The 24,529-nt window shown below is 48.0% G+C and carries 27 protein-coding genes; 16 read left to right on the top strand and 11 right to left on the bottom strand.

All coding sequences use genetic code 11. From position 1 onward, the window contains the following. Positions 1–41: 41 nt before the first annotated feature. The 3 genes from ACBZ72_12335 to ACBZ72_12325 all read left to right on the top strand — a co-directional run bounded on the left by ACBZ72_12335 (position 42) and on the right by ACBZ72_12325 (position 2,800). Entirely contained in the window at positions 42–1,334 is a 1,293-nt protein-coding gene (locus ACBZ72_12335) for a deaminase (GenBank protein ID XES76946.1), read from the top strand. A 197-nt stretch (positions 1,335–1,531) separates the two neighbouring features. Then, positions 1,532–1,708: a hypothetical protein gene (locus ACBZ72_12330; protein XES76945.1), complete on the top strand. Its 177-nt coding sequence runs from the start codon at positions 1,532–1,534 to the stop codon at positions 1,706–1,708. 333 nt (positions 1,709–2,041) lie between these two features. Further along, positions 2,042–2,800 carry a hypothetical protein gene (locus ACBZ72_12325; protein XES76944.1) on the top strand — a complete coding sequence of 253 codons (759 nt, stop codon included), beginning with the start codon at positions 2,042–2,044 and terminating at the stop codon, positions 2,798–2,800. A gap of 71 nt (positions 2,801–2,871) precedes the next feature. Here the strand turns inward: ACBZ72_12325 and ACBZ72_12320 are convergent, their stop codons facing one another. Continuing rightward, positions 2,872–3,219: a hypothetical protein gene (locus tag ACBZ72_12320; GenBank protein XES76943.1), complete on the bottom strand. Its 348-nt coding sequence runs from the start codon at positions 3,217–3,219 to the stop codon at positions 2,872–2,874. 154 nt (positions 3,220–3,373) lie between these two features. On the opposite strand from ACBZ72_12320, the gene ACBZ72_12315 reads away from it, so the two are divergent. Both ACBZ72_12315 and ACBZ72_12310 read left to right on the top strand, forming a co-directional pair. Then, positions 3,374–4,249: a coenzyme F420-0:L-glutamate ligase gene (locus ACBZ72_12315; GenBank protein ID XES76942.1), complete on the top strand. Its 876-nt coding sequence runs from the start codon at positions 3,374–3,376 to the stop codon at positions 4,247–4,249. Positions 4,250–4,338: 89 nt separating this feature from the next. After that, positions 4,339–5,832, top strand: a complete 1,494-nt coding sequence (locus tag ACBZ72_12310; protein XES76941.1) for an acetate--CoA ligase family protein — start codon at positions 4,339–4,341, stop codon at positions 5,830–5,832. A 7-nt stretch (positions 5,833–5,839) separates the two neighbouring features. On the opposite strand, the gene ACBZ72_12305 is transcribed toward ACBZ72_12310, so the two are convergent. Continuing rightward, the gene (locus ACBZ72_12305; protein XES76940.1) at positions 5,840–6,223 is read right to left on the bottom strand and encodes a DUF120 domain-containing protein; all 384 of its coding nucleotides are present in this window, start codon (positions 6,221–6,223) and stop codon (positions 5,840–5,842) included. A 9-nt stretch (positions 6,224–6,232) separates the two neighbouring features. After that, positions 6,233–6,607, bottom strand: coding sequence for a hypothetical protein (locus ACBZ72_12300; GenBank protein XES76939.1), 375 nt, complete (start codon positions 6,605–6,607; stop codon positions 6,233–6,235). A gap of 506 nt (positions 6,608–7,113) precedes the next feature. On the opposite strand from ACBZ72_12300, the gene ACBZ72_12295 reads away from it, so the two are divergent. From ACBZ72_12295 to ACBZ72_12280, 4 genes are all read left to right on the top strand, one after another. Continuing rightward, positions 7,114–8,199 carry an inositol-3-phosphate synthase gene (locus tag ACBZ72_12295; protein XES76938.1) on the top strand — a complete coding sequence of 362 codons (1,086 nt, stop codon included), beginning with the start codon at positions 7,114–7,116 and terminating at the stop codon, positions 8,197–8,199. Positions 8,200–8,287: 88 nt separating this feature from the next. After that, entirely contained in the window at positions 8,288–8,695 is a 408-nt protein-coding gene (gcvH, locus tag ACBZ72_12290) for a glycine cleavage system protein GcvH (protein ID XES76937.1), read from the top strand. Positions 8,696–8,709: 14 nt separating this feature from the next. Continuing rightward, the gene (locus ACBZ72_12285; protein XES76936.1) at positions 8,710–10,056 is read left to right on the top strand and encodes an FAD-dependent oxidoreductase; all 1,347 of its coding nucleotides are present in this window, start codon (positions 8,710–8,712) and stop codon (positions 10,054–10,056) included. Between the two features lie 110 nt (positions 10,057–10,166). After that, positions 10,167–11,315 (top strand): hypothetical protein, encoded by a 1,149-nt coding sequence (locus tag ACBZ72_12280; GenBank protein ID XES76935.1) that lies wholly within the window; start codon positions 10,167–10,169, stop codon positions 11,313–11,315. A gap of 7 nt (positions 11,316–11,322) precedes the next feature. On the opposite strand, the gene ACBZ72_12275 is transcribed toward ACBZ72_12280, so the two are convergent. Both ACBZ72_12275 and ACBZ72_12270 read right to left on the bottom strand, forming a co-directional pair. Beyond that, entirely contained in the window at positions 11,323–11,508 is a 186-nt protein-coding gene (locus ACBZ72_12275) for a hypothetical protein (GenBank protein XES76934.1), read from the bottom strand. Between the two features lie 28 nt (positions 11,509–11,536). After that, positions 11,537–11,989, bottom strand: coding sequence for a bacterioferritin (locus ACBZ72_12270; GenBank protein XES76933.1), 453 nt, complete (start codon positions 11,987–11,989; stop codon positions 11,537–11,539). 122 nt (positions 11,990–12,111) lie between these two features. On the opposite strand from ACBZ72_12270, the gene ACBZ72_12265 reads away from it, so the two are divergent. The 5 genes from ACBZ72_12265 to ACBZ72_12245 all read left to right on the top strand — a co-directional run bounded on the left by ACBZ72_12265 (position 12,112) and on the right by ACBZ72_12245 (position 15,028). Beyond that, positions 12,112–12,669 carry a flavodoxin domain-containing protein gene (locus ACBZ72_12265; protein XES76932.1) on the top strand — a complete coding sequence of 186 codons (558 nt, stop codon included), beginning with the start codon at positions 12,112–12,114 and terminating at the stop codon, positions 12,667–12,669. 228 nt (positions 12,670–12,897) lie between these two features. Then, complete coding sequence (locus ACBZ72_12260; GenBank protein XES76931.1) at positions 12,898–13,053, top strand: hypothetical protein; 156 nt, start codon at positions 12,898–12,900, stop codon at positions 13,051–13,053. A 198-nt stretch (positions 13,054–13,251) separates the two neighbouring features. Then, positions 13,252–13,425: a hypothetical protein gene (locus ACBZ72_12255; GenBank protein ID XES76930.1), complete on the top strand. Its 174-nt coding sequence runs from the start codon at positions 13,252–13,254 to the stop codon at positions 13,423–13,425. Between the two features lie 3 nt (positions 13,426–13,428). Further along, entirely contained in the window at positions 13,429–13,719 is a 291-nt protein-coding gene (locus ACBZ72_12250; GenBank protein ID XES76929.1) for a hypothetical protein, read from the top strand. Positions 13,720–13,822: 103 nt separating this feature from the next. Beyond that, complete coding sequence (locus tag ACBZ72_12245) at positions 13,823–15,028, top strand: aminotransferase class I/II-fold pyridoxal phosphate-dependent enzyme (GenBank protein XES76928.1); 1,206 nt, start codon at positions 13,823–13,825, stop codon at positions 15,026–15,028. Between the two features lie 32 nt (positions 15,029–15,060). Here ACBZ72_12245 and ilvE read toward each other — a convergent pair whose 3' ends face one another. From ilvE to ACBZ72_12230, 3 genes are all read right to left on the bottom strand, one after another. Beyond that, positions 15,061–15,948, bottom strand: coding sequence for a branched-chain-amino-acid transaminase (gene ilvE, locus ACBZ72_12240; GenBank protein XES76927.1), 888 nt, complete (start codon positions 15,946–15,948; stop codon positions 15,061–15,063). Between the two features lie 84 nt (positions 15,949–16,032). After that, a complete protein-coding gene (locus ACBZ72_12235) occupies positions 16,033–17,934 on the bottom strand; it encodes a threonine--tRNA ligase (GenBank protein ID XES76926.1) in 1,902 nt (633 codons plus the stop codon). Positions 17,935–17,948: 14 nt separating this feature from the next. After that, entirely contained in the window at positions 17,949–18,158 is a 210-nt protein-coding gene (locus tag ACBZ72_12230) for a hypothetical protein (protein XES76925.1), read from the bottom strand. 501 nt (positions 18,159–18,659) lie between these two features. On the opposite strand from ACBZ72_12230, the gene ACBZ72_12225 reads away from it, so the two are divergent. Beyond that, positions 18,660–19,634, top strand: a complete 975-nt coding sequence (locus tag ACBZ72_12225) for an Lrp/AsnC family transcriptional regulator (protein XES76924.1) — start codon at positions 18,660–18,662, stop codon at positions 19,632–19,634. A gap of 23 nt (positions 19,635–19,657) precedes the next feature. On the opposite strand, the gene ACBZ72_12220 is transcribed toward ACBZ72_12225, so the two are convergent. Beyond that, complete coding sequence (locus ACBZ72_12220; protein XES76923.1) at positions 19,658–20,593, bottom strand: carbohydrate kinase family protein; 936 nt, start codon at positions 20,591–20,593, stop codon at positions 19,658–19,660. Between the two features lie 51 nt (positions 20,594–20,644). Next, a complete protein-coding gene (locus tag ACBZ72_12215; GenBank protein ID XES76922.1) occupies positions 20,645–20,986 on the bottom strand; it encodes a nascent polypeptide-associated complex protein in 342 nt (113 codons plus the stop codon). Positions 20,987–21,241: 255 nt separating this feature from the next. On the opposite strand from ACBZ72_12215, the gene ACBZ72_12210 reads away from it, so the two are divergent. Then, positions 21,242–23,053 (top strand): aldehyde ferredoxin oxidoreductase family protein, encoded by a 1,812-nt coding sequence (locus ACBZ72_12210; protein XES76921.1) that lies wholly within the window; start codon positions 21,242–21,244, stop codon positions 23,051–23,053. 7 nt (positions 23,054–23,060) lie between these two features. On the opposite strand, the gene proS is transcribed toward ACBZ72_12210, so the two are convergent. Further along, positions 23,061–24,503, bottom strand: a complete 1,443-nt coding sequence (proS, locus tag ACBZ72_12205) for a proline--tRNA ligase (GenBank protein XES76920.1) — start codon at positions 24,501–24,503, stop codon at positions 23,061–23,063. Positions 24,504–24,529: the final 26 nt, after the last annotated feature.

The raw sequence follows: 24,529 nt of genomic DNA, 5'->3' as shown, positions 1-24,529 counted from the left end.
GGCAAGACTAATATAGAGTTATTTTGCAATAATTGCAATATATGAAGATTGCAGTTGGAATTACGGGATCATTTGGTAGTGGTTGTAGCACAGTGACTGGAATTCTAAGAAGGTCTTTTGGATTCGAATCATATTCTCTTTCAGAAACCTTACGAGAAAAATATAATGAAGCGAAACATGACCCAAAGGCAGCAGAAAACGCAAACCGATATGATCTGCAAGAATTTGGAAACGAACTGAGAAAAACCAAAACACTTCAAATTTTAGCCGAAGAGACTTACAGAAAAGTTGTCGGAGAAAATAAACAGAGCGAGAACATTGTTTTTGATAGTATTAGAAACTTGTCAGAAGTAGCGTTTTTAAGAGAGACTTTTCGGGAGTTCTATCTAATTGCAGTTGACTGTACGGAAGACGATAGATGGAAACGAATAAAGAAGAACCCCAAAAACAAAACCATTTCGCATGACGAGTTTAGGATGCTAGATCAGAGAGACAAAAATCAAAATGATATTGAATATGGACAACAAGTCGCTATGTGTGTCGACGAAGCGGACTTCTTAATCAGGAATGACAACGAGTCTAAGAAATCCCAGATCGAATTTGCCGAAAGACTTGAAGGAAAACTCAAAGATGCTATAAGTCTTTTTCAAAAAGAAAAACTTCGTTCACCAAGCAAAAAAGAAGCGTATATGAGTATTGCTTACGCAGCGTCTCTTAGATCAAATTGCTTCAAGAGGCAAGTTGGGGCAGTTATAATTGACCAGAATGAGAATGTTGTGAGCATAGGATATAATGAGAATAGTGATCCGCTCAAACCGTGCTATATACAATTCGGAGATTGCTTCAGGGACCAGTATATCGAAAGCGTAATGATAAAATTCAAAGCTTGTCCGCTGTGCACTAAGAAGCTAGAGGCCCCACTCACATTTCCGTATAAATGTCCTCACTGCGGAAAGAACCTAGCCAAAGAAATCATAAAGGACCGAGCAATGGGAAGATGTACGGCTTTGCATGCTGAGGAAAAAGCCTTGCTGAGCGCCCAGAAAGCGGATTTGTCAGGGTGTATGCTTTACGTTACGACTTTTCCATGTTTAACTTGCACTGAGAAGATTCTTAACTCAAGAATAGGGAGTTTCTGCTACGTAGAATCGTATCCCGATACGGCAGCCCTAAAACTATTAAAGAGTGCAAAAGAGGAAGGTAGAGAAATTTTAGCAGACAAATTTGAAGGAGTAAAGGCAAAAGCATACTTCAAGCTTTTTGGTTCGTGGCGCAGCGAAAAAGAAAGTGAAATGAAAAAAAGTAAAAAAGCCAATTCACAGACCAAAAAATAAGGGGCGTTTCTGATTTACACAAAACAGATTAAAGTACACAAGTTTCATTTATGAAAAACAATACTTTTGTCAATTAATCTTGTTTTTCAGGGTTTCAGACGGTTTGTTCCTCGTTAAAGAATCATTGATTCATTAATACTACTCTAGAAAATACTTAAAAATTCAACTAACAATACTTAACAAGTGGAGTGGAAAATATGGAAAAATGCCCAAAATGCGGATGCTGGACCCTTGACTTATGTCCCAACCGGGAAAAAGCAACATGCCTAACCTGCGGTTATGTCACAAAAATCACTGCAAAACAGTACCGCGAAATAAACGATTTAACTCCAAAATTGATAAAAGCAGTCGAATTAAGAAGCAGGACTCGGTAGAAGAAATAAGAACTAAATAAGTTATGATTAACAGTTTTAGGCTTCCTGATATGGAAATTACAGTTTCAACTTCTGTACGATTTATAGTTGACCTGTCTCCTGCTTTTTCCTCAGGGTTTTTTACTTCCGAATCAGTCTAGTAGTCTAGACTTTCGAGCCAAAGACTATGCTCCGAAGCCTAGCCGGAGCACCACACTCCAATCACACTCTGCATCCGGGTTTGTTTTTGGCAGCATTTTGGCTGAAGACAACAAAGTTAAAGTGGGTTCATTTTTCCTGTTTTCATGAACGGGAGGCGAATGCATCAGTTACCTAAACATTCCCGCCTACGCTTTGTACGCGTTACTTGCAGCCACAGCGTTTGCCCTCGTTAACCTTTTCGCCTACAAACTTCACCACGCCACCGAAAACTACCGCGCAAAAACACTATCCTTTTTCGGAGGCATAGCCGCAGCCTACGTTTTCTTAGACTTACTACCTAACCTGCTACAAGCTGGAGAATACCTCAAGCAAATCACCGGAGGCAGTCAACTGGTTGCCTTCTATGAGGATGCGATTTTTCTTTTGGTCTTTGTGGGTTTTTTGATTTTCTTTGTCTTGGAGCATTTGGCAAAGCAGTCACGTGGAAAAATTCAGGCATCAACTAAGCAGCAATTTCGAGAAGTTCAAGGAACAAAAAGCCTTTTTGTTATTCACTTTGCAATTTTTGCGTTCCTTAATTCCATATTGAGTTTTGTGTTGATTTTTGAGTTTCAAGCAGGGCTTGTTGGAGGTTTGCTTTACACGTTTGCGGTTTCCTTGCACTTGTTTATCGCCAATGACTCCATGGTTGAACACTACAAACGATTGCAGCTAAAAGGAGGACGTTATGTAGCAGCAGTGATTCCCTTCATTGGCTGGGCGATTTCGCTGCTCTACCCAGAAAGGCTCTCGGAAGCCTACGTGCTGTTAGCCCTAATCTCGGGGGTAATATTGTATGATTCAGTGAAAAATGAGGTCCCATCCGCCTTAAAAAAGCAAAGCTTAGCCCTCTTCTTGGCGGGTGCGGGAATCTACACCTTGCTGCTTTTAGTTCACACATTAATAACGTAAACGTCCAAGCTAAAGAGCCAGACACAACACACAAAGCAATAGCCACAGACAGGGCGAAGCAAGAAGGGGAACTATAGACCCCAGCTTTGGGGGAGCGTTTGGTGGGGTGCATTTTTCTTTTTTTCGTGCTTCTCTGTTTTGTCGGGTTTTTTGACTCCTTTGAACCTGTTGATTTTAACGGTTTTCCCGTCAACCGAAACCCAGTGGGAAACGTTTAGGTTTTGATGATAAATGAATTTGGTCACTACACGCTGCAGCTCTGCGGTTTCGGTTGTTTCTGGCTGGATAAGAAGCTTGTTTTGTTTGGGGACAGAGTCCACCTTGAGATGTGCCCTCAAAAACGTTGCTAGGTTTTCGCTTTGCCCTTCTAAATCGCCTAAGTCAACCTGCAATTTGCTGCTTTTGTGTCCAAACAGCAAGGGTGCCACCACAGATTACAGGGTGTTCTTTCCTTTTAAAACATACGATTCCGCTGTTTACTCGGCTCGGAAAGCCACTGTTAAGCTCAGGTTAAACTTTGCCTTAACCTTTAATAACTAAACCAAAAAAGTAGCTTTAGCTTAAAGTGACCGTATGACCAGATACTACGCCCTACCTTTAACCACCAAGTATTGGAAACCGAACACCGACTACCTGCCAGAAATTATCAAAGCCTTAGAACATAAAGTCTCAGACGGCGACTTTGTTGTGGTTTCTGAAAAGGCGGTTTCAACTGCAACGAACAACATTTTAGACGAAAGCATCGTGAAACCCGGCATCACCGCGAAAGTTTTGGCGACCGTTTGGATGCATTTGGCGTGGGGTTACTTCATTGGGGTAGTCTGCAACTTTGGGCAGAGGCTATTGCGCAGACTACGAGAGTATCCGTCAGAGGAGGGCAGTCGACACAAACAAGTCGCCCTTCAATATGGGGGGTTTGCTCAAGCGTTGATGTTTGGCTCAGAAGGCGGAATAGACGGCTCAAACCTGCCCTACTCCTTGGTTTGTCTGCCCCTGAAAAACGCCAATCAGGTAGCAGAAGAAATTCAGCAGCAAATTTTCCAGAAACTGGGCAAAAAAGTAGCGGTGGTAATAACAGACACAGACAAAACGTACACGTTTAAAAATTTTCATTTCACCCCTCGTCCAAGCCCTATGCAAGGCATCCAAAGCCGTGGCGACACCGTTGCCTATGTTTTAGGCAGGTTTTTTAGGCTTAGAAGAAGACCAACTCCTCTTGCGGTTGCTGGAGGGAAGCTTTCGGCTGAGGATGCATTGACAATTGCGAATGTGGCTGACCGCGCGCGGGGTCCTGGTTCGGGAGCTACGGTTTGGGATATGGCGGCTAGATTCAAAGTTTCTGAGACCGACGTGACGTGGGATATGCTTGGGCGGGTGAAGCATAAGCCGATTGTGATTGTAAGGTTAGCACGCAGTCAGAATAGAATAAAGCGACAGCAGAATCGGTAGAATTAACACTAAGCATTAACATAGTAGATTTTTGAAGGGTAAAGCATAAAAAACAGAGCCTAATTTCTAACCGACCAGCGGGGATAGCCATGGAAGAAATGACAAAGAAGTTAGACGCATTTTTCAACCCTTGTTCAGTAGCCGTTATAGGAGCAACCAAAAAAGCGGACAAAGCTGGACATGTCATATTTAAGAACTTTGCCACAAACAAGCTACGGGGCGTTTTCAAAGGAGACTTATACCCCGTTAACCCTGGGGAAGACTCCATCTTGGGCTTTAGGTGCTACCCCACACTAAAACACATCCCAAGTGACATCGAATTAATTGTTGTTATCGTTCCCGCAAAAGCCGTCCCAAGCATCATGGAAGAAGCCGCAAGCAAAAAAGTAAAAGCCGCCATCATTGTAAGTGCAGGCTTCAAAGAGGTCGGCAACAAAGAGCTTGAAGACCAAGTTGTCGCTGCAGCAAAAAAAGGCGGCATACGGCTTTTAGGTCCCAACTGTTTGGGCGTTTACTACTCCAAAACCGGAGTGGACTCACTTTTCCTTCCTGAAACCAAAGTCCTCACCACCGGCGAAGACGTCGTAGCTACACCTCGCCCCATGCCAGGCAACATAGCCATGCTCACCCAAAGCGGCGCTTTTGGTGTTGCCGCATTAGACTATTTAACAGGGCGCCAAATGGGGGTTAGCAAATTTGTCAGTTTCGGCAACAAATGCGATGTCACAGACTACGAAATTCTCTACTACATGCTTCACGACAAAGAAACCCACGTCATCCTTTCATATGTGGAAGATATCAAACACGGCAGAGAATTCCTCAAAGTCGCCAAAAAAGTAACCACCAAAAAGCCCGTGGTCGTGATTAAATCAGGCAAAAGCGAAGCCGGCGCCCGCGCAGCAAGCTCACACACGGGAGCCATCGCAGGCGCAGACAAAATATACGCTGCAGCCTTTGAACAAGCAGGAGTTATTCGCGCCCGAGATATGGAAGAATTTTTCGATGCAGGCAAAGTCCTCGCCATGCAGCCACCGGCATTAGGCAAAAACATTGGCATACTTACCGATGCAGGAGGCCCGGGAGTCATGACGGTGGACGAGCTGGAAATTCAGGGATTAACAGTTGACACCTTCTCAGAGGAAACCCTTGAGAAATTTGAGCAACTCAAAGCCAACGGCTCCATTCTAAAAATTGCCGCAACACACAACCCCGTTGACCTCACAGGCTCAGTCACTGATGAACAATTTGTGGTTTCTGCGGACCTTATGTTCCAAGACCCCAAAATTGATGGTATAATCTTTTTAGGGCTTCACCACATGCCGGGGCTGCGTGAGAAATACATTGATGACGTGGCAAAAGTTGCCAGCAAATACACTAAACCGTTGGTTATGTGCGACATCGGCGAAACAGAAATGGCGCTATACACTCGCAGTCGATTTGACCGTTTAGGCATACCCGCGTATTCGTCTCCTGAGGATGCTGCTCGCGCCATGAGAGCCCTTGTCAGCTACGGCACCTACCTGCAAAGAAACGATGCTGCGGAAGAATACATAGAAGAGTTTCTGCAAAGGAAAAACAAATAACTCTTTTTTAAACCTGAACAGACACGGCGACCTCGTCGCCATCTTTAAGATTTAATTTTTCCCGCAGGTTCACGGGGGCGATAAGTTCCAAAACGTTTTCGGGGTAACTGTCAACCTGAGGAACCACAACGGCACAGGGAGTCCCGTGGATTGAAGCATGAAACAGCAACCCCAAGCAGTATCCCTCTGCGGGATGGATTTTGAGTTCGCTTCTTTTGAGCAGTTTCTTGTTTGCGAGACTTGCCCTTGTTAAGGTGAGGTTTAAGGTGCCAAGGTAGGGAGAAAAACCTAAGGTTTGATTTATCTGTTCTTTAACCCAGGGAAGGGCGAGGTATTTTTTGCCTTCACCTGCGCCAGTGGTAGCTTTTCCGTTAAAAGTGAGAATACCCAAGAGCGATGCCTATGGTTGTTCTTTTAGCCAACGGGCAACTTTGCTAAGCAGGGGGTTGGTGGAGATGTTGATTACGGGAACAATCATTTTCTCTTTGGTTTCAATCGTTGAAAGGTAATGAGGCATCAAAGCGAAACCTACAAAGGTCCAGTAGACCTTGCCGCTTTCGATGAGCATACGAGCGACGGCTGTATTGGAGGGGGGCAGGGGAAAATACAGGAAAACGACGCCTTCCGCCCAGTAAAGCCCTGCAAGTTTGCCGCCTGCAATCACGGAAGTAAAGCGGGCCATGTCATCGGGGGAAGTGAAACGGGTCTGCTCCATTATCACAATTTCTTTGAAAGGTTCATACTTGATTGTTACGTTGCTTTCGTTTAGGCTCATAAGAATCCAATCAACCTACAAACTAGTTAAATGGATTCTCCCTTTTAACCTTGTCATGCGTTTTGAGAGATAACCAAAATTCAGGTTTCTTTTTCCTCTTTAGCTGACTTAAGGTTAAGGACTTAACACGGCAAGAATAATGCCGAAAAATGAAGAACGACAAGCCCCTGCCTGCAGTTGGACAGCACTGTTATTTTGGAAGAACGATGTGTTCTTTGGGGAGAGCTAAAAGCACACACTTCATAGGTACAGATACAGAGCCACGAGCTACGACAGAAATACAACCTGTCAATGGGCGACAGCATGATTGCCGCCATCGCAGCCCAGTTAAATGCAGTCTGCATATCAGATGCCCCGCATTTTAAGCAAATTAAAGAAATCCAAACCACATGGACTCTAACTTTTGTTCCAACTATAAAGAGGAAACAACAGAGAACAGAAAGCTGCAATAGGAAAAAGTTATAGCGTAGACCTACGTTAGCCATCAACACAGAAGGTAAACTCCCTTGCCCGAAATCCGCGTAGCACTCATAGGCGTAGGCAACAGTGCGTGCGCCCTCACTCAAGGAACCCAATACTACAAAGACGCTAAAGAGTCCGAAACCGTCCCCGGCTTAATGCACGTCAACTACGGCGGCTACCACATCAGCGACCTCAAGTTCGTCGCGGCTTTTGAAGTGAACAAAGATAAAATCGGCAAAGACCTCTCCGAAGCCATTTGGATGAAGCCAAACGTGTGCGAAAAATTCAGCGACGTACCCCACTTAGGCGTCACGGTTTCGCCGGGCATAATCTTGGATGGGGTAGCACCGCACATGCGGGAAACCTTCAACGTCTACGACGACAGCCAAACCACCAAAGAAAGCATCGTTCAAACCCTCAAAGACACCAAAACCCAAGTCCTAGTTAATTACCTTCCAGTCGGCAGTCATGACGCCGTCCGTTTCTACGCACAATGCGCCATAGACGCGGGATGCGCGTTTGTGAACTGCATGCCTGAATTCATTGGCTCAGACAAAACGGGGGAGTGGCCAAAGAAGTTTGAGCAGGCAGGCTTACCCGTGTTGGGCGATGATATTAAAAGCCAAGTCGGCGCCACTATCCTGCACCGTAACCTTGTGCGGCTTTGCCTTGACCGCGGAGTCATCGTGGACGAAACCTACCAACTCAACTTAGGCGGAGACACAGACTTCCAAAACATGACTGTCGAAGGCCGCCTCAAAAGCAAGCGCATCAGTAAAACCGAAGCCGTCACCAGCCTTGTGCCCTATGCGTTGCCGACAAGGATTGGCCCTTCGGATTATGTGCCGTTTCTGCGTAACAAGAAAATCTGCTACATTAGCCTTAAGGGCAGAAAGTTTGGCGACCGCCCCATAAACATCAGCGTGAAGCTGGAAGTGGAGGATTCTCCAAACAGCGCTGGCGTCGTCATTGATTTGATTCGGGCGGCAAAAATTGCGTTGGATCGCAAAATCAGCGGTGCCCTGCTGAGCATGCCGGCTTACGCGTTTAAGCATCCGCCGATTCAGGTGCCTGACTCCGTGGCGCGGCAGATGACCGAGGACTGGATAGCAGGCAAACGAGAACGTTAAACGCCAGATTTCTTTTCGTTTTCTTACTTGTGAAGACTTTTAAGCGTCGAAGCATTCCAGAGTATCTACTAGTTAGAAGGTGCAATACATGGTTAAAGTTGGAGCATACGAAGTGCCAGAAGGCCTCTACTACTCAAAAGATTTTGAATGGATCAAAATTGAAGGCGACAAAGTCCGCATGGGCATAACCGACTACGCACAGAAATCTTTGCGAGAAATCGTCTATGCCGAACTCCCCGGCGCCGGTGGCGACGTCAAACAAGGCGAACCCTACGGCACTGTAGAGTCCGTGAAAGCCGTCTCCGACCTTGTTGCAGCAATCACTGGAACCATCGAGGAAGTTAACGAGGAAGTCCAGTCTAAACCTGAATTGCTCAACGAAGACCCCTACGAAAAAGGCTGGCTGGTTGTAGTGAAGCCCGCGAATTTGCAGGCAGAGCTTGCCAACCTGATGGACTTTAACGCCGCGGTTGAGTGGCACAAGAACCAGAGTTAAATGAAGGCTTCTAGATGGTTAAACGCATCATAGTCATAGGTGCAAATGCTTCAGGTGTAGAAGCAGCTTCTGCCGCACGCAAAAAAGACCGCACAGCCGAAATCGTTCTCATAAACCAAGAGAAAAACGCGGGCTACAGCCGATGTGGCTTGCCTTTTGTTATCGGGGGACAAATTGCCAAATTCGCTGACTTAACTGTTTATCCACCCGCATACTTCCAGATGCTAAAGCTCACACTCAAATGCGAAACCAAAGTCACCGCTATAAACACCAAAGAGAAAACTGTCACCTACACCACCAAAGAAGGCTCAACCGAAACCCTAACCTACGATAGCTTAGTTTTAGCCACAGGTGCAGACCCATTCCTGCCACCCATCAAAGGACGCGAAAAACAAGGCATTCTAAGCCTTCGCACCATTGAAGATGGAGAAGCAATTCAAGCCGCCGTTAAGGCAGGTGCAAAAGCCGCCGTCATCATGGGCGCAGGTTTAATCGGCTTAGAAGTCGGTGTGGGCTTGATTGAACAGGGTCTCAAAGTGACCTTGGTTGAAATGTTACCACAGATTTTGCCCCAACTGCTTGATGCAGACATGGCAAAGCTTGTACAGGAACATCTTGAAGAGAAGGGCATGCGCATCCTAACCAGCAAAGGCGTCGAAGAATTCCTTGGCGAGGACAAAGTCACGGCAATTATGGCGGGCGGAGAAAAAATTGAAGCTGACCTATTCATAAGCGCCTTTGGTGTCCGCGCAAACACAAAACTTGCAGCCGACGCCGGCATAGTTATGGGCGAAACACGCGCAATCAAAACCAACAGTCGAATGGAAACAAGCGCAAAAGACGTCTACGCCATAGGTGACTGCGCTGAAGCCCCCAACATCATCACGCACCGCCCCATGTGTGCCCAATTGGGAACAATCGCGGTTCGCCACGGCAAAGTTGCAGGCACAAACGCTGCAGGCGGCTACTCACAGTTCACAGGTCTCTTAGCCTCAGCCGTCACTCGCCTGTTTGAGATTGAAGCAGGCAACACAGGCTTAACCGAAACCTCCGCAGCACGCAACAGCATCGAAGTCGTCACCGGAGCCATCAGCAGCAAAACCAAGGCAGACTACTTCCCAGGCGCCAAACCCATCAAAGTCAAACTTGTTGTCGAAAAAGAAAGCCAACGCATCATCGGCGGGCAAGTGGTCGGCGGAGAAGAAGTCACCCAACGCATAAACGCATTAAGCTTTGCCATCCAGAAAGGCATGACCGTGCGTGAACTTGCCAAAGCAGACACAGCCTACGCGCCACCGCTGAACGAAACCTGGGAACCCATGGTTCTCGCCGCAGAAATGGTCCTAATGAAACTTAGATAAACCAAATTTTTCTTTCTTTTCTTTTTATTAAACAATTTTTGTTGTTTTTCGGTTACTTTTTATGGCGGGTTACCGCATTATAAGTGATGTCGCTAGGTAAACAACCAAAGTTGAATAACACTGCCTTTGTTTTAGGCTGCTTAGTTATTTTGCTTTCTGCCTCCTTAGCCACGGTTGCTTCTTTTGGGTTATTTGGCAAGGCAACGTCGGAGCGTTTGCCTGAGGACTTCTTTTTAGGCGTCACCGCGGATGGAAGCGTCGCCGAAACCAAACTGCTCATCGACAAAGTGAAAGATTATACCAATTTGATTGCTTTCACGAACTTGGCGGTTACCGAGAACCTGACCCGTCTTGAAGTAGTTGCCGATTACGCTTACCAGCAGGGTTTGAGTTTTTTGGTTTTCACGGTTTACCCCTCGCCGTTCACCAAAAACTTCACCTACAACCCGATAACGTGGATGCCTGAAGCTAAAGCCCGATACGGAGAGAAGTTTGTGGGCTACTATCTGTGGGATGAACCAGGCGGCAACCAGCTGGACCGGGGCAACTTTAGACAGTTTGACAACACCACCATGCCCTACGATTACCGCGACGCCGCCAACACCTACGTTTACTACCTGTACCTGCAGATGCGGGACTTCATAAAAACCGACAAACTATTCACCTCAGATTACGCATTATACTGGTATGATTATGAGGCAGGCTACGATGTTGTGCTGTGCCAGTTTGGCTGGAACAACTCGCGGGCGGTTAACATTGCGCAGTGCCGCGGAGCAGCTGAGATGCATAACAAAACGTGGGGCACCATGATAACTTGGACCTATGAGAACCCGCCCTACATTGAGTCCCCATCTGAACTTTACCAAGATATGGTGACAGCCTACGATGCAGGCGCCAGATACGTGCTTGTCTATAACTTTCCCCAGACAGGACCATATGGACTGCTGACGGAAGAACACTTGGATGTCATCAGGGACTTTAGGGATTACGTGGTGGCTAACCCTCATAATACGTCCTCAAACACTGAACGGGTCGCGTATGTGGTTCCAGACAATTATGGGTGGGGCTTTCGAACCCCGCAGGACACCATCTGGGGCGTCTGGAGCGCCGACGAAGACAGCCAGCGGATATGGGAGGATGTCAACGGCTTAGTGCAGACCTATGGAGACGACTTTGACATTTTAGTCGGCTCACCTTGGACGCAGGTGTTTGGCAGAGACCACTACGACACGCTGATTTGGTGGAACAGCACACGCTAAGCCAGCTTCACTGCGGGGGCCGCACTGCGCCGAACCATTTTGTGAACCATTTAAAGCTGCCGCACTCGTCCTTGGAGGGACAAGAAAGGCAGGGGAACTCAGTACCCGCAGTCGTAATAAGCTGCAGGACTTTAGTTTTTGTTGCGTTGTCCAGCTGGAGGTTGCTGAGTTGTTTTTCAAATTCGCTTTCCATAGCTGTCTTCTCCTTGCGCGGGTTTAGCCTACTGAGTGAGTCCAGGCTGGGTGAAGGGCTCGGTCATGCCTACCAAGAGCTTCCCAAACGTGTTTACGTGGTCTTCCTCTTCGGCAAGAATTTCCTCCAGCAGGCGTCTTGTGGTGTAGTCGCCTTCTTTTGCGGCTTCCTGTATGGCTTGTTTGTAGAGGTTTATGGCTTCTTCCTCATCCTGCTGGTCTTGAGTAAGCATCTCTAGAAGGCTGCCGCCTACAAAAACGGGTTCAGGCTCAGTTGTCGGTAAACCATCAAGAAAGTCTAGGCGTTCGGCAAGTTTTTCGGCGTGTTTCATTTCGGCGATGGCAACTTTGCGGAATATGCCTTCCATGACGGCTCCATCAAGGCTCGTGACTTGGACATGTTGCCACATGTACTGGATGCTAACTTGAAGTTCACGGGCTATTGCTTTGTTTAGAAAATCTAAGAGGTTTTGAGAAGTCACAACAATTCACCTTAGAAGTATAGGTAAAAAATACGCAATTCAGTATATAAGTGAACAGTTAAACAAGCTCAACAGGCAATTTAATTAACCAAAACAAACCAATACAACAAAAGGGAAGCAAGATGAAAACGCTAATTGTTTATGGCACCCGCTACGGAGCCACAGCCGAAAACGCCGAGGAAATCGCCAAAATCCTGCACGAAGAAGGCTTTGACGTCAAAGTTGCCAACGCAAAAAAAGAGAAAATCAAAGACATTACATCATACGAGCTCGTCGTGGTAGGCAGCGGGTTGCAGATGGGTAAATGGACCGGTGAAGCTGAAGACTTCCTCAAAAAACACGCCAAGGAGCTTGCAGAGAAGAAGCTGGCTTTGTTTGTTTCCACAATGAAAATGGTGTCAGAGCGGGAAGGCAAAACCGAGGATGTCGAAAAAATCCACAAGATGGGGCTTGAAGACAAAGTGGACAAGTATAGTTTGCAGCCGATTGCTTTGGGCTTTTTTGGTGGCGTATTAGACTTCAATAAGATGAACATCCTTTTCCGCCGAACATTTGGAATGATTCGGTCAGAGTTAGAGAAGGACGGCTTTAAAGAGGAGCCTGAGGGCGTGTATGAAATTCGGGATTGGGAAGAAATTCGTGTTTGGGCAAAAGAGCTCGCCCAAAAAGCACAACAGTAACTTGATGCGCGGATGTTACACGGTTAGGGTTATCATGTTTCTTTTGTAGTTTTAAGAAAGAGAGTTAGGAAAAACGATGTTTGGGTTTTTGTTTCAGGAAAACCGTATATCCCTCTGCCGATAAGGCGTAGTTTTAATGGCGTTGGTTATGTTTTCGGGCATTCGAACAGAAGTGTTCGGTAAACAGAGCTAAGAGCAGCTTCTAAGAAGTAAAGTTCAGGTGAGACCATGAGATCAAGCGTGGAATTAACTCTTGTAGCGTTTTCAGCGTTGGGCATAGGGGTAGCTTATGCTTCGCCTATGCTTATAGTTCCTATAGACGTGCATACTTATCCTAGAGTTCCAGAAGGCCCCAAGGCGGATTTCAGCGTCAACATCGTCTAAGCCAACTTTACACCCTACGACTACCTACACAACACCACAGAATATCCCAACGCAACAGGATATGACTTAGGCAACCTCGTAAACGTAACGTACCCTTCCAAAAACGTTGACTACACCGTCGTCCTCAACTTCACTAACCTCTCAGACAAACCCGCAACAATATATGATATCGCATTCGCCGCTGCCAAGGAAATCTCGGTGCAGCAGTCAATTCTGGGAGGTGAAATATACGGCACAGTCACATACCCCGACAACTGCTGGTTCCGCACTCACCTCTTCGGCGGCATCGTTGACGGCGTTTATCTCGACGGCAAATGGGTAAACGTTACCTGGATTCCTGAAGGTCGCTATTGGATAGATGGCTCATGGTAGTCTATGCCGTACCCCGATCGCTTGCTTGGCATCACGCAAACCTATTGGGCAACCACTTGGGATGGCGAGGAATACGACAATGTTATGCATGGACCTCTTACTCCTGATGAGGAACACGCCTTTAGCGCAGACCAAACACTCAACAGCACCGTTCCTGCTTTGCCTGATAACGCAAGTGAGACCGGAGTTTGGTTTGAAGGCGTGCCACCGTTCTGTTCCTTGGAGAAGGAATCTGGCTTAGTAAAAAAAACCCGCACCGAAAACGTAAGAAAAAAACCGCAATTACCCAAATAGTTATCCACTTTGTGCCCTTCGATATCGATGGGCATTTGCTTTTTCTTCTCGCAATGTTTATTTTGCAAGTAGCTTATTTGTGGCTTCTTGAAGGGTTCAAAATTTGGCGCACATTAAAGTCACCAGTCGAGCCGCAAACATCGAATATGCCATACGCGACGTGATGCCTTACGCGGAGCAACTAGTTAAAGAGGGCAGAAAAATCTATGGATTAAACATCGGTGACCCCGCCGCATTCGACTTTACCGTTCCGCTACACGTCAAAGAAGCCCTATGCCAAACGGTCCTTGAAAACAACAACTATTACTCACCGTCAGAGGGACTTCCTGAGCTTAGAGAAGCAGTGGTCAATAAAGAAAAACGCGTCAATGAGGTAGACATCACAACCGAAGACGTCCTCATCACCGAAGGCATATCCGAAGGCATCCAAATGACCATGGCAGCCCTCGTGGAGAGAGGCGATGAAATTCTCTTCCCAGGCCCCACTTACCCACCATACATTTCCTACACCCGCTTCTTCGAAGGCACCCCGGTGGCGTATGAAACTGTCGAGGCGGAGGGCTGGCAGCCTAACGTGGATGACCTGCGAAAAAAAATCACTAAGAAAACTCGCGCCTTAGTAATCATCAACCCCAACAACCCCACAGGCGCCGTCTACGGAAGAAAAATGGTCCAAGACATGCTTGACGTCGCGGCAGAACATAACCTGCTGGTGTTGTCAGACGAAATTTACGACATGATAACCTACGAGAATAGCTTTGTCAGCACCGCCAGCCTCGCCAAAGATGTGCCAGTCGTCGGGTTTAACGGCTTCTCCAAAGCCTACCAAATGACGGGTCTTCGCTTAGGCTACGTGTACTTTAAGGGCAAAAACGGCGAACTCGACGAACTTAGGCAAGGCATCGAAAAAGAATGCCGCATCCGCCTATGCGCCAACACGCCCGTGCAAAAGGCAGGCGCTGCAGCCCTAAACGGACCACAAGACCACATCAAGGGTGTGGTTGAGAAACTGCGGGAGCGCCGAGACTATTCGTGGAAGCGTCTTAACGAAATTGAAGGTCTAAGCTGCACCAAACCGCAGGGCGCCTTCTACATTTTCCCCAAGGTCCAGGGCGTCGGCACAAGATGGAAAACTGACCTTGAGTTTGTGATTGAGCTGCTCAGAGAAACGGGTGTGCTCATTGTGAATGGTTCAGGTTTTGACCCGGTTTATGGTGCAGGACATGCGCGGTTAGTGTTCCTTCCGCCCCTTGAGACGCTTGAGTTTGCGTTTAACGAGTTAGAGCGGTTCATGAAAAAGAAGAAATAAAGAAACTGCGCTTGTCGAAGTGGATTTAGCGTTTAGTAGACGGCTACGCCCTGTGCTGGGTCACGAGTTACGTTGCGGAATTCATTCATCAGTTTCTCTGTGACTGGGCCGCGGGTTCCGTTGCCGATTTGGCGCCAGTTCACTTGCCTGATGGGTACGATTTCTGCAGCGGTGCCCGTGAAGAACAGCTCGTCAGCATTAAACAGCATAAAAAGCGTGAGGTTTTCCTCCGTTACGGTGTAACCGAGTTTTTTAGCCAACTCCACAACAACTTTTGCTGTGATACCCTCCAATGCACCAGTTGATGTGGGGGGTGTGGAGATTTTGCCGTTTTTGACGACAAACAGGTTTTCACCTACACCTTCGGCGACGCAACCATTGGGAGCGATACAGATGGCTTCGTCGGCTCCGCTCATGTTAGCTTCGATTTTGGCCATGATGCTGTTGAGGTAGTTGAGGGATTTTGCTTCGTGAGAGGCGCCATCAATGGGGTTTCTTCGGACCCAGGAAGCCATGGTTGTGATGCCTTTGGTTTTGGCTTCGCCGTCGTGGAGCACGATACGGTCAGCTATGATTACTACAGAGGCGTGGGGGCATTTGCGGGGGTCTAAGCCTAAGTCGCCTATACCACGGGTGACGACCAGCCGTATGTAGGAGTCTTTTAGCTGGTTTTTGCGCACCGTCTCAACCACTCCTTGCGTCATCTCTTGGGGCGATAGCGGAATGTTTAACATGAGGGCGTGGGCGGAATCGTATAGCCGTTGGATGTGTTCGGTTAGTTTAAAGACTACACCGTTGTAGACGCGGATGCCTTCGAAGACGCCGTCGCCGTAGAGGAAGCCGTGGTCGTAGACGCTGACTTTTGCTTGGGATTTTGGGTAGTATTTTCCGTCTATGTAGATTTGCAATTCTTGCTCCATTGTTGTTCACTCGGAACTGGGGGTTTCCCATATGGGATACTGATTTCTTATAGCTTTTGTCAATGAACTATAGAAATCGTTTACTTAACCGTGAAACAGTGGACGCTTGCTAAGGTTTCGTGGCAACGGCAAAGGCTTAAACGGCTTATCCGTAGTCTTCGCCGAAACTTTTGCGATAAGCTCCTCAACCGTCAAGGTCTGCTGGGAGCCCCGCACTTCGCGGTCCCGGACTGAAAGGTTTCCAGACTCCACTTCTTTCTCGCCAACGACAACGATGTAAGGCACCCATTCCTGCTCTGCCGCGCGGATTTTCTTCTGCAGCGTCGAAGCGCTATCATCAATGTCTACGCGGACGTTGGCTGCTTCGATTTTCTGGGCAAGTTCCTCAACCTTGTCTAAGAACTTGTCGGATATGGGGATTATTCTTACCTGTGTTGGTGATAGCCACACGGGCAGCATTGGGGCTTTGCCTTTCATTTGTTCGCGGTAAGCTTTCTCCAGCAGTGCGTAGATGTCGCGTTCGATGGCGCCGCTTGGGCTGCAGTGCAAAATCAGCGGGAACTGTTTTTCGCCTTTCTCGTCAACGTAAGTGATGCCGTAGCGTTTGGCGTTTTCTACGTCGATTTGGTCGGTGGATAGTGCGGCGGCTTTGTCTTGATTATCCACGAAGTTGAGGTCCCATTTGAGGGCGAAATAGAAGAACCGCTCGTTCCAAACCTCTGCCAACATGGGTTTGCCGAACTTAGCGGCGATTTCGGCTATGAAGTCTTTGTGTTCGGCGTAGAAGTCCTTGGTGAAGCGCATGGCGATCTCGTAGTCGTCCTTGACCAGACCAATGTTTTCTAGCACGCTCATGCATAAGTCAAAGCGGATTTTGAATTCCTGTTTGGCTTGCTCGAGGTCGGCGCAAATGGCGTGACAGTCGGGCATGGTGAAGGCTCGGAGGCGTTTTAAGCCGACGATTTCGCCGCTTTTTTCTCGGCGGAAGCTGTAGCGAGTTAACTCATAGAGTTTGATGGGGAGCTGTTTGTAGCTGAACTGGGCGTCATGCGCCATGAGGAATTGACCAAAGCAGGCGGCGAACCGCAGGAAGAGCTCTTTGTCTTCAGATTTGAGTATGTACTGGCGGGCGGGGAAACGGTTCAAGTAACTCGCGAGGCTTGGGTGGTTGAGGTCATACATTATTGGAGTTTCCACTTCCATTCCACCGTAAGCAGCCACACGCTGAGTCACGTACATCTCCAACAGTGACTTTATCATGCGCCCTTTCGGGTACCAGCGGATGTTGCCGGGGTCACTGCCTGGCTCATAGTCGGCAATTTCCAGCCTCTTCATCAACGGTACATGAGGAGGCATCTGGCTAACAGCACGGGCTTTCTTGATTTCGTATGTGGCAAATTTTTGCAAGTTTGCGTGTCCTTTGAATTTGAACTCTTCAACGGGCACCAAGGAGCCATCTGTCAAGAGAACATGCCAGAAGGACTGCATTTTGTCTTCGGCTTTCAACGCTGCTGAAACGGGTTCCTCTTTCTTCGTTGCGGGGGCGCTCTCAGGCTGCATTTGCACCGTAGCGGGGGTTGTTTTGTATGTCCGCGCCATCTCCGCTAGGGGATGCCCTTTGATTGAGATGGTGAATTGTTTGTTCCAGCCAAAAGGAGCCCGATAAGTTTCAATGCCTTTTTCTTTGGCGTTGGCTTCCATGGCTTTTATGATTTTGAGGGCTTCGTTGGGGTTACTTAAGTTGCTGCTTAAGTGCGCAAACGGATAAATCAGGATGCGGTTGGTTTTCTGTTTTCCCAAAAACGCGCGGACATCATCGATTGCTTTTTGCCCAAGGTCAACTGTGTCGCCTTCTTCGATGGCAGTGAAAAGCACTACGACTTCTTCCACGCGGCTTTCTTTTTTTTCAGCTTCTTCAGCGGTCTGGATTTCTTTTTGAACAGGAGTGTAAGTAATAAAATTAGAGTGCAACTGCAAAATGCGCATTTTTGTTCACGTCCTTATGCGCCATAGCGCCATTTTTCAAGAGTCTTATCTTTCTTTGATTTTTTCTTGTATTCTTTATAGTGTTCGTGGCAAAGGTAAGCGCGTTTTTCGGCTGTATTCACCTTTAAGCCTGCAGACTTGGCTTTATCAACCGGAATTGACCTCTCTGCGTCTCGGCTGCAGCCGCCAATGCTGCATTTCATGCCTTTATCGATACGACCCAACGTTTAACACCTAGCTCAACATAAGTGAGACTGTTTACCAATATAGCCATAATCCTAATAGGTCTTGCGAATCCACCGCGCCCAAAGCAGGATAAAAAAACACGGCAAATGGAAAACAATGAATACTCTAATAAATAGTTAAAATTTTTAAGCAAAAAGATATGAAGACGAATCCCGACTCTTTGTTGGAACCTAATGGAGGGTCTGCTGGGGCTCTGCCCTAAATAGGAGATTGAAAACCCGACAAGCAAGATCAGGTAACCGCTCCCAGAGCCCACTCAGCCCCTGTTAGGTCTCCCTTTCTGGCATTACGCCAAAAAAGGAGACTTTCACCTCGTCTCTCTCCAAATTTGGTGGAATGAAAATGAATAAAATTTTGAATATAAGGGTTGTGAAGAAAAACTCAGGTAGCCGACAAAATGTTTAAAATCAAGCCAAAAATGGCTAAATTGTCGGAAAGCTTAAATCGCAAGTGCACATAAATTTCTAACCAGATGAGCTTTGTTAAAAATTGACGACATAGACGCCAAAATTCTCAAAGACCTGCTCAGGGACGGACGGAAAAGCTTTGACGAAATAGCCCAAGAATGTGACGTTTCAAAAAACAAAATTTGGAAATGTTACACAAAAATGGAGAAAGCAGGCATCATTGCGGGGGCAACAACGCAAGTTGACTCTGCGGCTTTTGGAAACCTCGCAGTTACGACGGTGCTGCTAAATGTTGAATCGCAGCATGTTGAAAGTATTTTTGAGCGGGTTAGAAAAATCCCTAATTTGGCGCCCATTCGACAGTATAATTCAAGATATAACATAAGGCTTATTGCAAGCTTAAAAAACCTCAAAGATTTAGACCAAATCAAGGAAACGGTTAGGCTCCATAGTTCAGTTATTGAACTGCGTTCAGACCTTTGGTTAGATGTGAAAAACAACCCTGAAAACCTGCGGTTATACACCCCAAAGGAGGGGCAACCCGTTTTTGAGTCTCCACCACAAGAAATCCCCCACAATCAGAAATCCTTTGTCGCTGACGATATAGACAAGCAGATAACAGACAAACTTTCTCAAGACGGCCGAATGTCGTTTAGAAAAATCGCCCAATCGCTGGGGCTTTCCACCGACACGGTAATTCGAAGATACCAAAAGCTAGTTGAAAGCGGAGCCATGAAGGTTTCAATCCAGATAAACCCTGAAAAGTTGGGGTATCAGGCAAACCTTGATTTCAGCATAGCCTTTGCCTTCCAAAAACAAAACGCCGACGTGATAGACATCTTAACTAAAATTCCCGATGTTATCATAATCATAAAGACAAGCGGAGACTTTGACCTCCACGTAACCGCCATGGTCAGAGACACCAAACAGCAGTTTGAAATCCAAGAAGAAATTGCCAAAATCCCCAACATCGCCAAAATGGAAACTGCAACACGCCGGGTTCCGCCGAAGTGGCCAACAAGCGGGCAACATATATCAACCTTCTAAACCGCATAAAAGCAGTATTGAGCTTACAGGGCACTACGTGCAGGTCTCTTTTCTTGAATTGTGTGAACTCGTTGATTTACCTGAGTCGGGTCTAAGGAAAAGTTTGTTCCAACGCCTTCAACCACCAGCGAAGACGCAGCAGAACCCACAGATGCGCTCCAAAACGGGGTTTTTTGTCGGATGTGCTGCGAGAGAAAGGCGCCAATGAAGGCATCTCCCGCTCCTGTCGGGTCCACTGCCGACTTTGACCCATACGCTGCAACAGACGAGATTCTGCCGTGTACTGATAGCACTGCGCCCTGCGAACCCAAAGTAACAACGACCAGTTCGGGACCTAAGGTATGCATCTTTTTTACGGCGGCTACAAGGTCGGATTCTTGGGTCAAAGCCGTAAGCTCCTCAAAAGATGACTTGTAAACATCAACTAGGGGCAGGATGCGCGGGTCTATCTGTGCGGCGCAGGTGACGTTTCCGTTTTGGTCAAAGCGTCGGGTCATGCCTTGCGGGTCAATGGATAGGCAGGTACAGCATTGCCTCAGATGCGCCACGACGGGGTAGGAGATTTCTGCGGCTATGGGTGCTAAGTGAATCACTTTCGCGTATAAGGCGCGGGGGAGGTCATTGAGGGTGATGGGGGGTCCTTGGCGGGTTAGTTTTAGCGTTCGGCTTGACAAGTCTGCATTGTAGGTGAGCTCAAAACTTGTTGTGCGCGCCTCTTCTGCAGTGGTGACTCCTGAGAGGTCTATGCCTTCGCTAAGAAGTTGGCTTTGATATGCAGGAGGAAAATCTGAGCCTACCTTAGAAATCACCAAAACCTGTGTGCCTAATCGTTGAGCCACAATAGAAGAGTAAGCAACAGCGCCGCCTAGCACGGTGTAAGGTTCCAGTCTGGAGGGAAGCTTGAGAAGGTCGTTTGAGAAGTGTCCAACAACTGCAAGTTCAGGTTTGTTTGTGGTCATGTTTTCGCCTAAATTTGCAGCGTGTGCTTGTGGATAAAACCGCGTTAGCGGTTAGGACTGCAGCAGCAGTATGGCTTTTGCCAAGTCACCTTCGCTTTCTATGAGGGCTTTGCGGGCTTCCTCAAGGCTTTTGCCCGTTTGTCCTGAGACCAGCTGCACGTCTTCTTCAGAGACTACAGCAGCTTGGGTTTGGTGTTGGGGTGCACGTTCAGAGACTTTTCCGCCGGCTACTTGGAAGATTTTTTGTCCCTGCAGGTTTACTATGGCAACTTCCGGGGCTTCGATAACGATTTCTTTTGAGGGGGTACGGATGATTACTTCTTCAACGTCTTCGACACCCTGCATGTTCATGCCCATGCGTTGCATCATGCGTTTTGTGTCTCTAGGGTTCATGCGTCGCTGCATATAGTTGCCTCAACAGAAGTGTATTTTGGATATTCATATACTTAACTTTAGCTGTAAACTCAATTGTTGTTTCGGCAAACTTCCTAAGGCAGCAATACGTAAACAGCACAAAACACCATGAGATATGCCTTGTTTGTGGAAGGACAAGTAGCGAGTCCCTTTGGGGAAACCCGCTTTGTTATTCAGCACACTTTTATTTCCCCACATCCCTTAACTGTCAAGGGACCTTTTGAGGCAACGTACATGTTTGGATGGAACGGCAAATTCCTACGCGTCAACCTAAGTAACAGTACCCACTTAGTGGAAACTTACAGCAACAGCTTTGCTTCTGACTACATGGGCGGCAGAGGCTTTGCAGCCAAAATCCTTTGGGACACCCTTCCCCCCGGAACACCACCCCTCTCACCCACAAACAAACTCATCTTCGCCACTGGACCCCTAACGGGGTTTCCGTTGCCCAACAGCGGCAAACTGATTGTAGCATCAAAAAGCCCTTTGACAGGCGGGTACGGCGATGGCAACTTGGGCACATTTGCCGCAGTTCAAATTCGCAAGGCAGGCTACGACGCCATCATCGCCGAGGGTAAAGCCGAAAAACCCACCATCCTGCACGTCTGTGATGACGATGTGGAGTTTTTAGATGCCGCAGAGCTTTGGGGAAAGAACAGTTTTGAAACCGAAGGTCAGCTAAGGCAGACTTACGGTAGGACAGGGGGCATTGTTTCGATTGGTCAGGGCGGAGAGAACCTTGTCAAGTTTGCCTGTGTTGTTTCGCAGGAGGGCAGGGCTGGCGGCAGACCGGGCATCGGCGCGGTTATGGGTTCAAAAAACCTTAAAGCACTGGTCATAGAAGGCTCAAGGACGCTTCAGGCGGCTTATCCTGATGAGCTTAAGGCTCAGGGGAGGGCGGGGTTTAAGGAAATTCTCACCAGACCCAACTATAAAACGTGGAAACGCGTGGGAACGTTGGGCACGATGGATTGGGCAAACATCAACAGTGCCTTGCCAACCCGCAACTACCAAAAGGGCACGTTTGCTGAAGCTGAGAAAATCAACGGTTACGCCGCTGAAGCAATTAAGGTAGCGAATCGTGGGTGCCCCAATTGTAACATGACTTGTGGCAACGTCGTCAAAGACGCCCAAAACTGCGAGTCCGAGCTGGATTACGAGAACATTGCGATGCTGGGTAGCAACATCGGTTTAGGCAACTTGGCGCAGGTTTCCGCCTTAAACCGCATCGCAGATGAGTTTGGGTTAGACACGATTTCTTTGGGCAGCGTAATTGGGTTTGCCATGGAAGCCTCACAGAAAGGCTTAATCCCCCAGAATTATAGGTGGGGCAACTTTGAGCACGCAAAAACCCTCTGCGAAGACATAGCATTTCGGCGCGGCTTAGGAGAGGTTCTGGCTGAAGGCGTGCGGGCAGCCGCAGCAAAAATCGGCGGAGACTCCGCGCGGTGGGCGATGCATGTGAAGGGGTTAGAAGTGAGCGCATATGACTGCCGCGCCGCGCCTGAGATGGCTTTAGCGTACGGAACCAGCCCCATCGGAGCGCACCACAAGGACGCTTGGGTTTTGGCTTGGGAGACGCAACATGACCGTTTGGGTTATGGGGAAGAGAAAGCTGAACATTTAGTTGCCACCCAGAACCTGCGAGGTATCTTTGAGTGCCTTGGCGTTTGCCGTTTTCCGATGATTAACTTGGGGCTTGACCGCGAATGGTACCCCAAATTCCTTCACTCCGCCACAGGGCAAGACTACTCATGGGAGAAGTTCATTTTGATTTCGGAGCGGGTTTTTAACTTGGTTCGGGCTTTTTGGATACGCGAACACAACGGGGAATGGTCAAGCCAGATGGATGTTCCGCCTGCAAGGTGGTTCGAGGAAGCCTTGACAGAAGGTGAACTGGCGGGCGAAAAGCTGAACCGACAAAAATATGATGCACTGCTGCAAAACTACTATGCCAAACGGGGCTGGAACGAAAAGGGGGTTCCGAAAGAGGCGACTTTGGAGAGGCTGGGTTTGTCGGAGGTAGCCCAGCAACTCACCCATTAAAAGGGTTTTAGTAGCTTCGGGCAAAGTAAGCTACATCTTTGGCTTTCTGCCCGCAGTATATGCAGTCCGTCTGGGGCGTTTCTTTCTCGAAGGGAATCACCCTGACCGTGGCGCCTGTTTCCTCCTTGATTTTTGCTTCGCAGTTTGCGTTGCCACACCACGCCGCCTTAACAAAACCGCCTTTGCCAGCGACCGTGGCTTTGAATTCCTCGTAGGTTTTGACGGCGGTGGTTTGCTGCTTAAGATTTGCCTGAGCTTTTTCGAAGAGGTTTTGCTGGATGTCCTGTAGCAGGGTTTGCACGGCTGAGATGGCTTCGGCTTCTTTGACAAAGCTTTTTTGGTAGGTGTCGCGCCTTGCCAGAGTAACTTGGCCTTGTTTGAGGTCGCGGGGACCAATCTCGATGCGGACGGGTACGCCTTTAAGTTCCCACTGGTTGAATTTCCAGCCCGGCGTGTACTCCTGTCGGTCATCCACAATTACCGTTAAGCCAGCTTGGGTAAGTTTGTCGGCGACTTCTTTGGCTTTAGCCACTATCGCGGCAGGTTCAGCGCCCTTGTAGGGGATAGGCACAACAACCACATGAATAGGGGCGATTTTGGGCGGGAGCACCAGTCCACGGTCATCACCGTGAATCATGACCAAGGCACCGATGGTTCGAGTAGTGATGCCCCAGCTAGTCTGCCAGACCAAGTGGTCGTTTTCGTCCTCGCCGATGTATTTGATGTCGAAAACGTGCGCGAAATGCTGTCCAAGGTTGTGGCTGGTTCCCATCTGCAACGCTTTGCCGTCGGGCATCATAGCTTCTAATGCGGTGGTGTAGTCGGCACCGGCAAATTTTTCGCTTTCACTTTTCACTCCGACAAGCACGGGGATTGCAAGGTAGTTTTCCATGATGTCGCGGTATTCTTGGAGGGCATACAGGACTTCGGCTTCGGCTTCCTCTTTGCTGGCGTGGGCAGTGTGGCCTTCTTGCCAGAGAAACTCGCGGGTGCGCAGAAACAGTTTGGTGGCTTTGGTTTCCCACCGCACAATATTACACCATTGATTAATTTTGAGAGGCAGGTCACGCCAGCTACGGATCCACTTGGCGAAGGTTGCGTACATGATGGTTTCAGACGTGGGTCGCACTGCCAGCTTCTCCTCCAGTGGGCTGTCGCCGCCTTGCGTGACCCAAGCAACTTCGGGTGTGAAGCCTTCGAAGTGTTCGGCTTCTTTTTTAAGGAAGCCCTCAGGGATGAACAGGGGGAAGTACACGTTGCGGTGCCCTGTGGCGCGGATTTTTTTGTTGAGGATTTCTTGGATGTTCTCCCACATGGCGATGGCGTCTTCGCGGATAATCATGCAGCCCTTGATGGGGGCGTAGTCAGCTAAGCCTGACTTTAGAATGACTTCTGTGTACCATTCTGAGAAGTCTTCGCTTTTTTTGACTGTAACTCCAACGTCTGACATTTTAGGTCTCAGAGTTGATTCGTTTA

It is taken from the genome of Candidatus Bathyarchaeia archaeon, from assembly GCA_041447175.1.
In the GTDB taxonomy this organism is placed as follows: Archaea; Thermoproteota; Bathyarchaeia; order Bathyarchaeales; family Bathycorpusculaceae; genus JADGNF01.
Note: the sequence above shows the minus strand (reverse complement) of the source record. Positions and strands in the feature narration are given on the sequence as shown.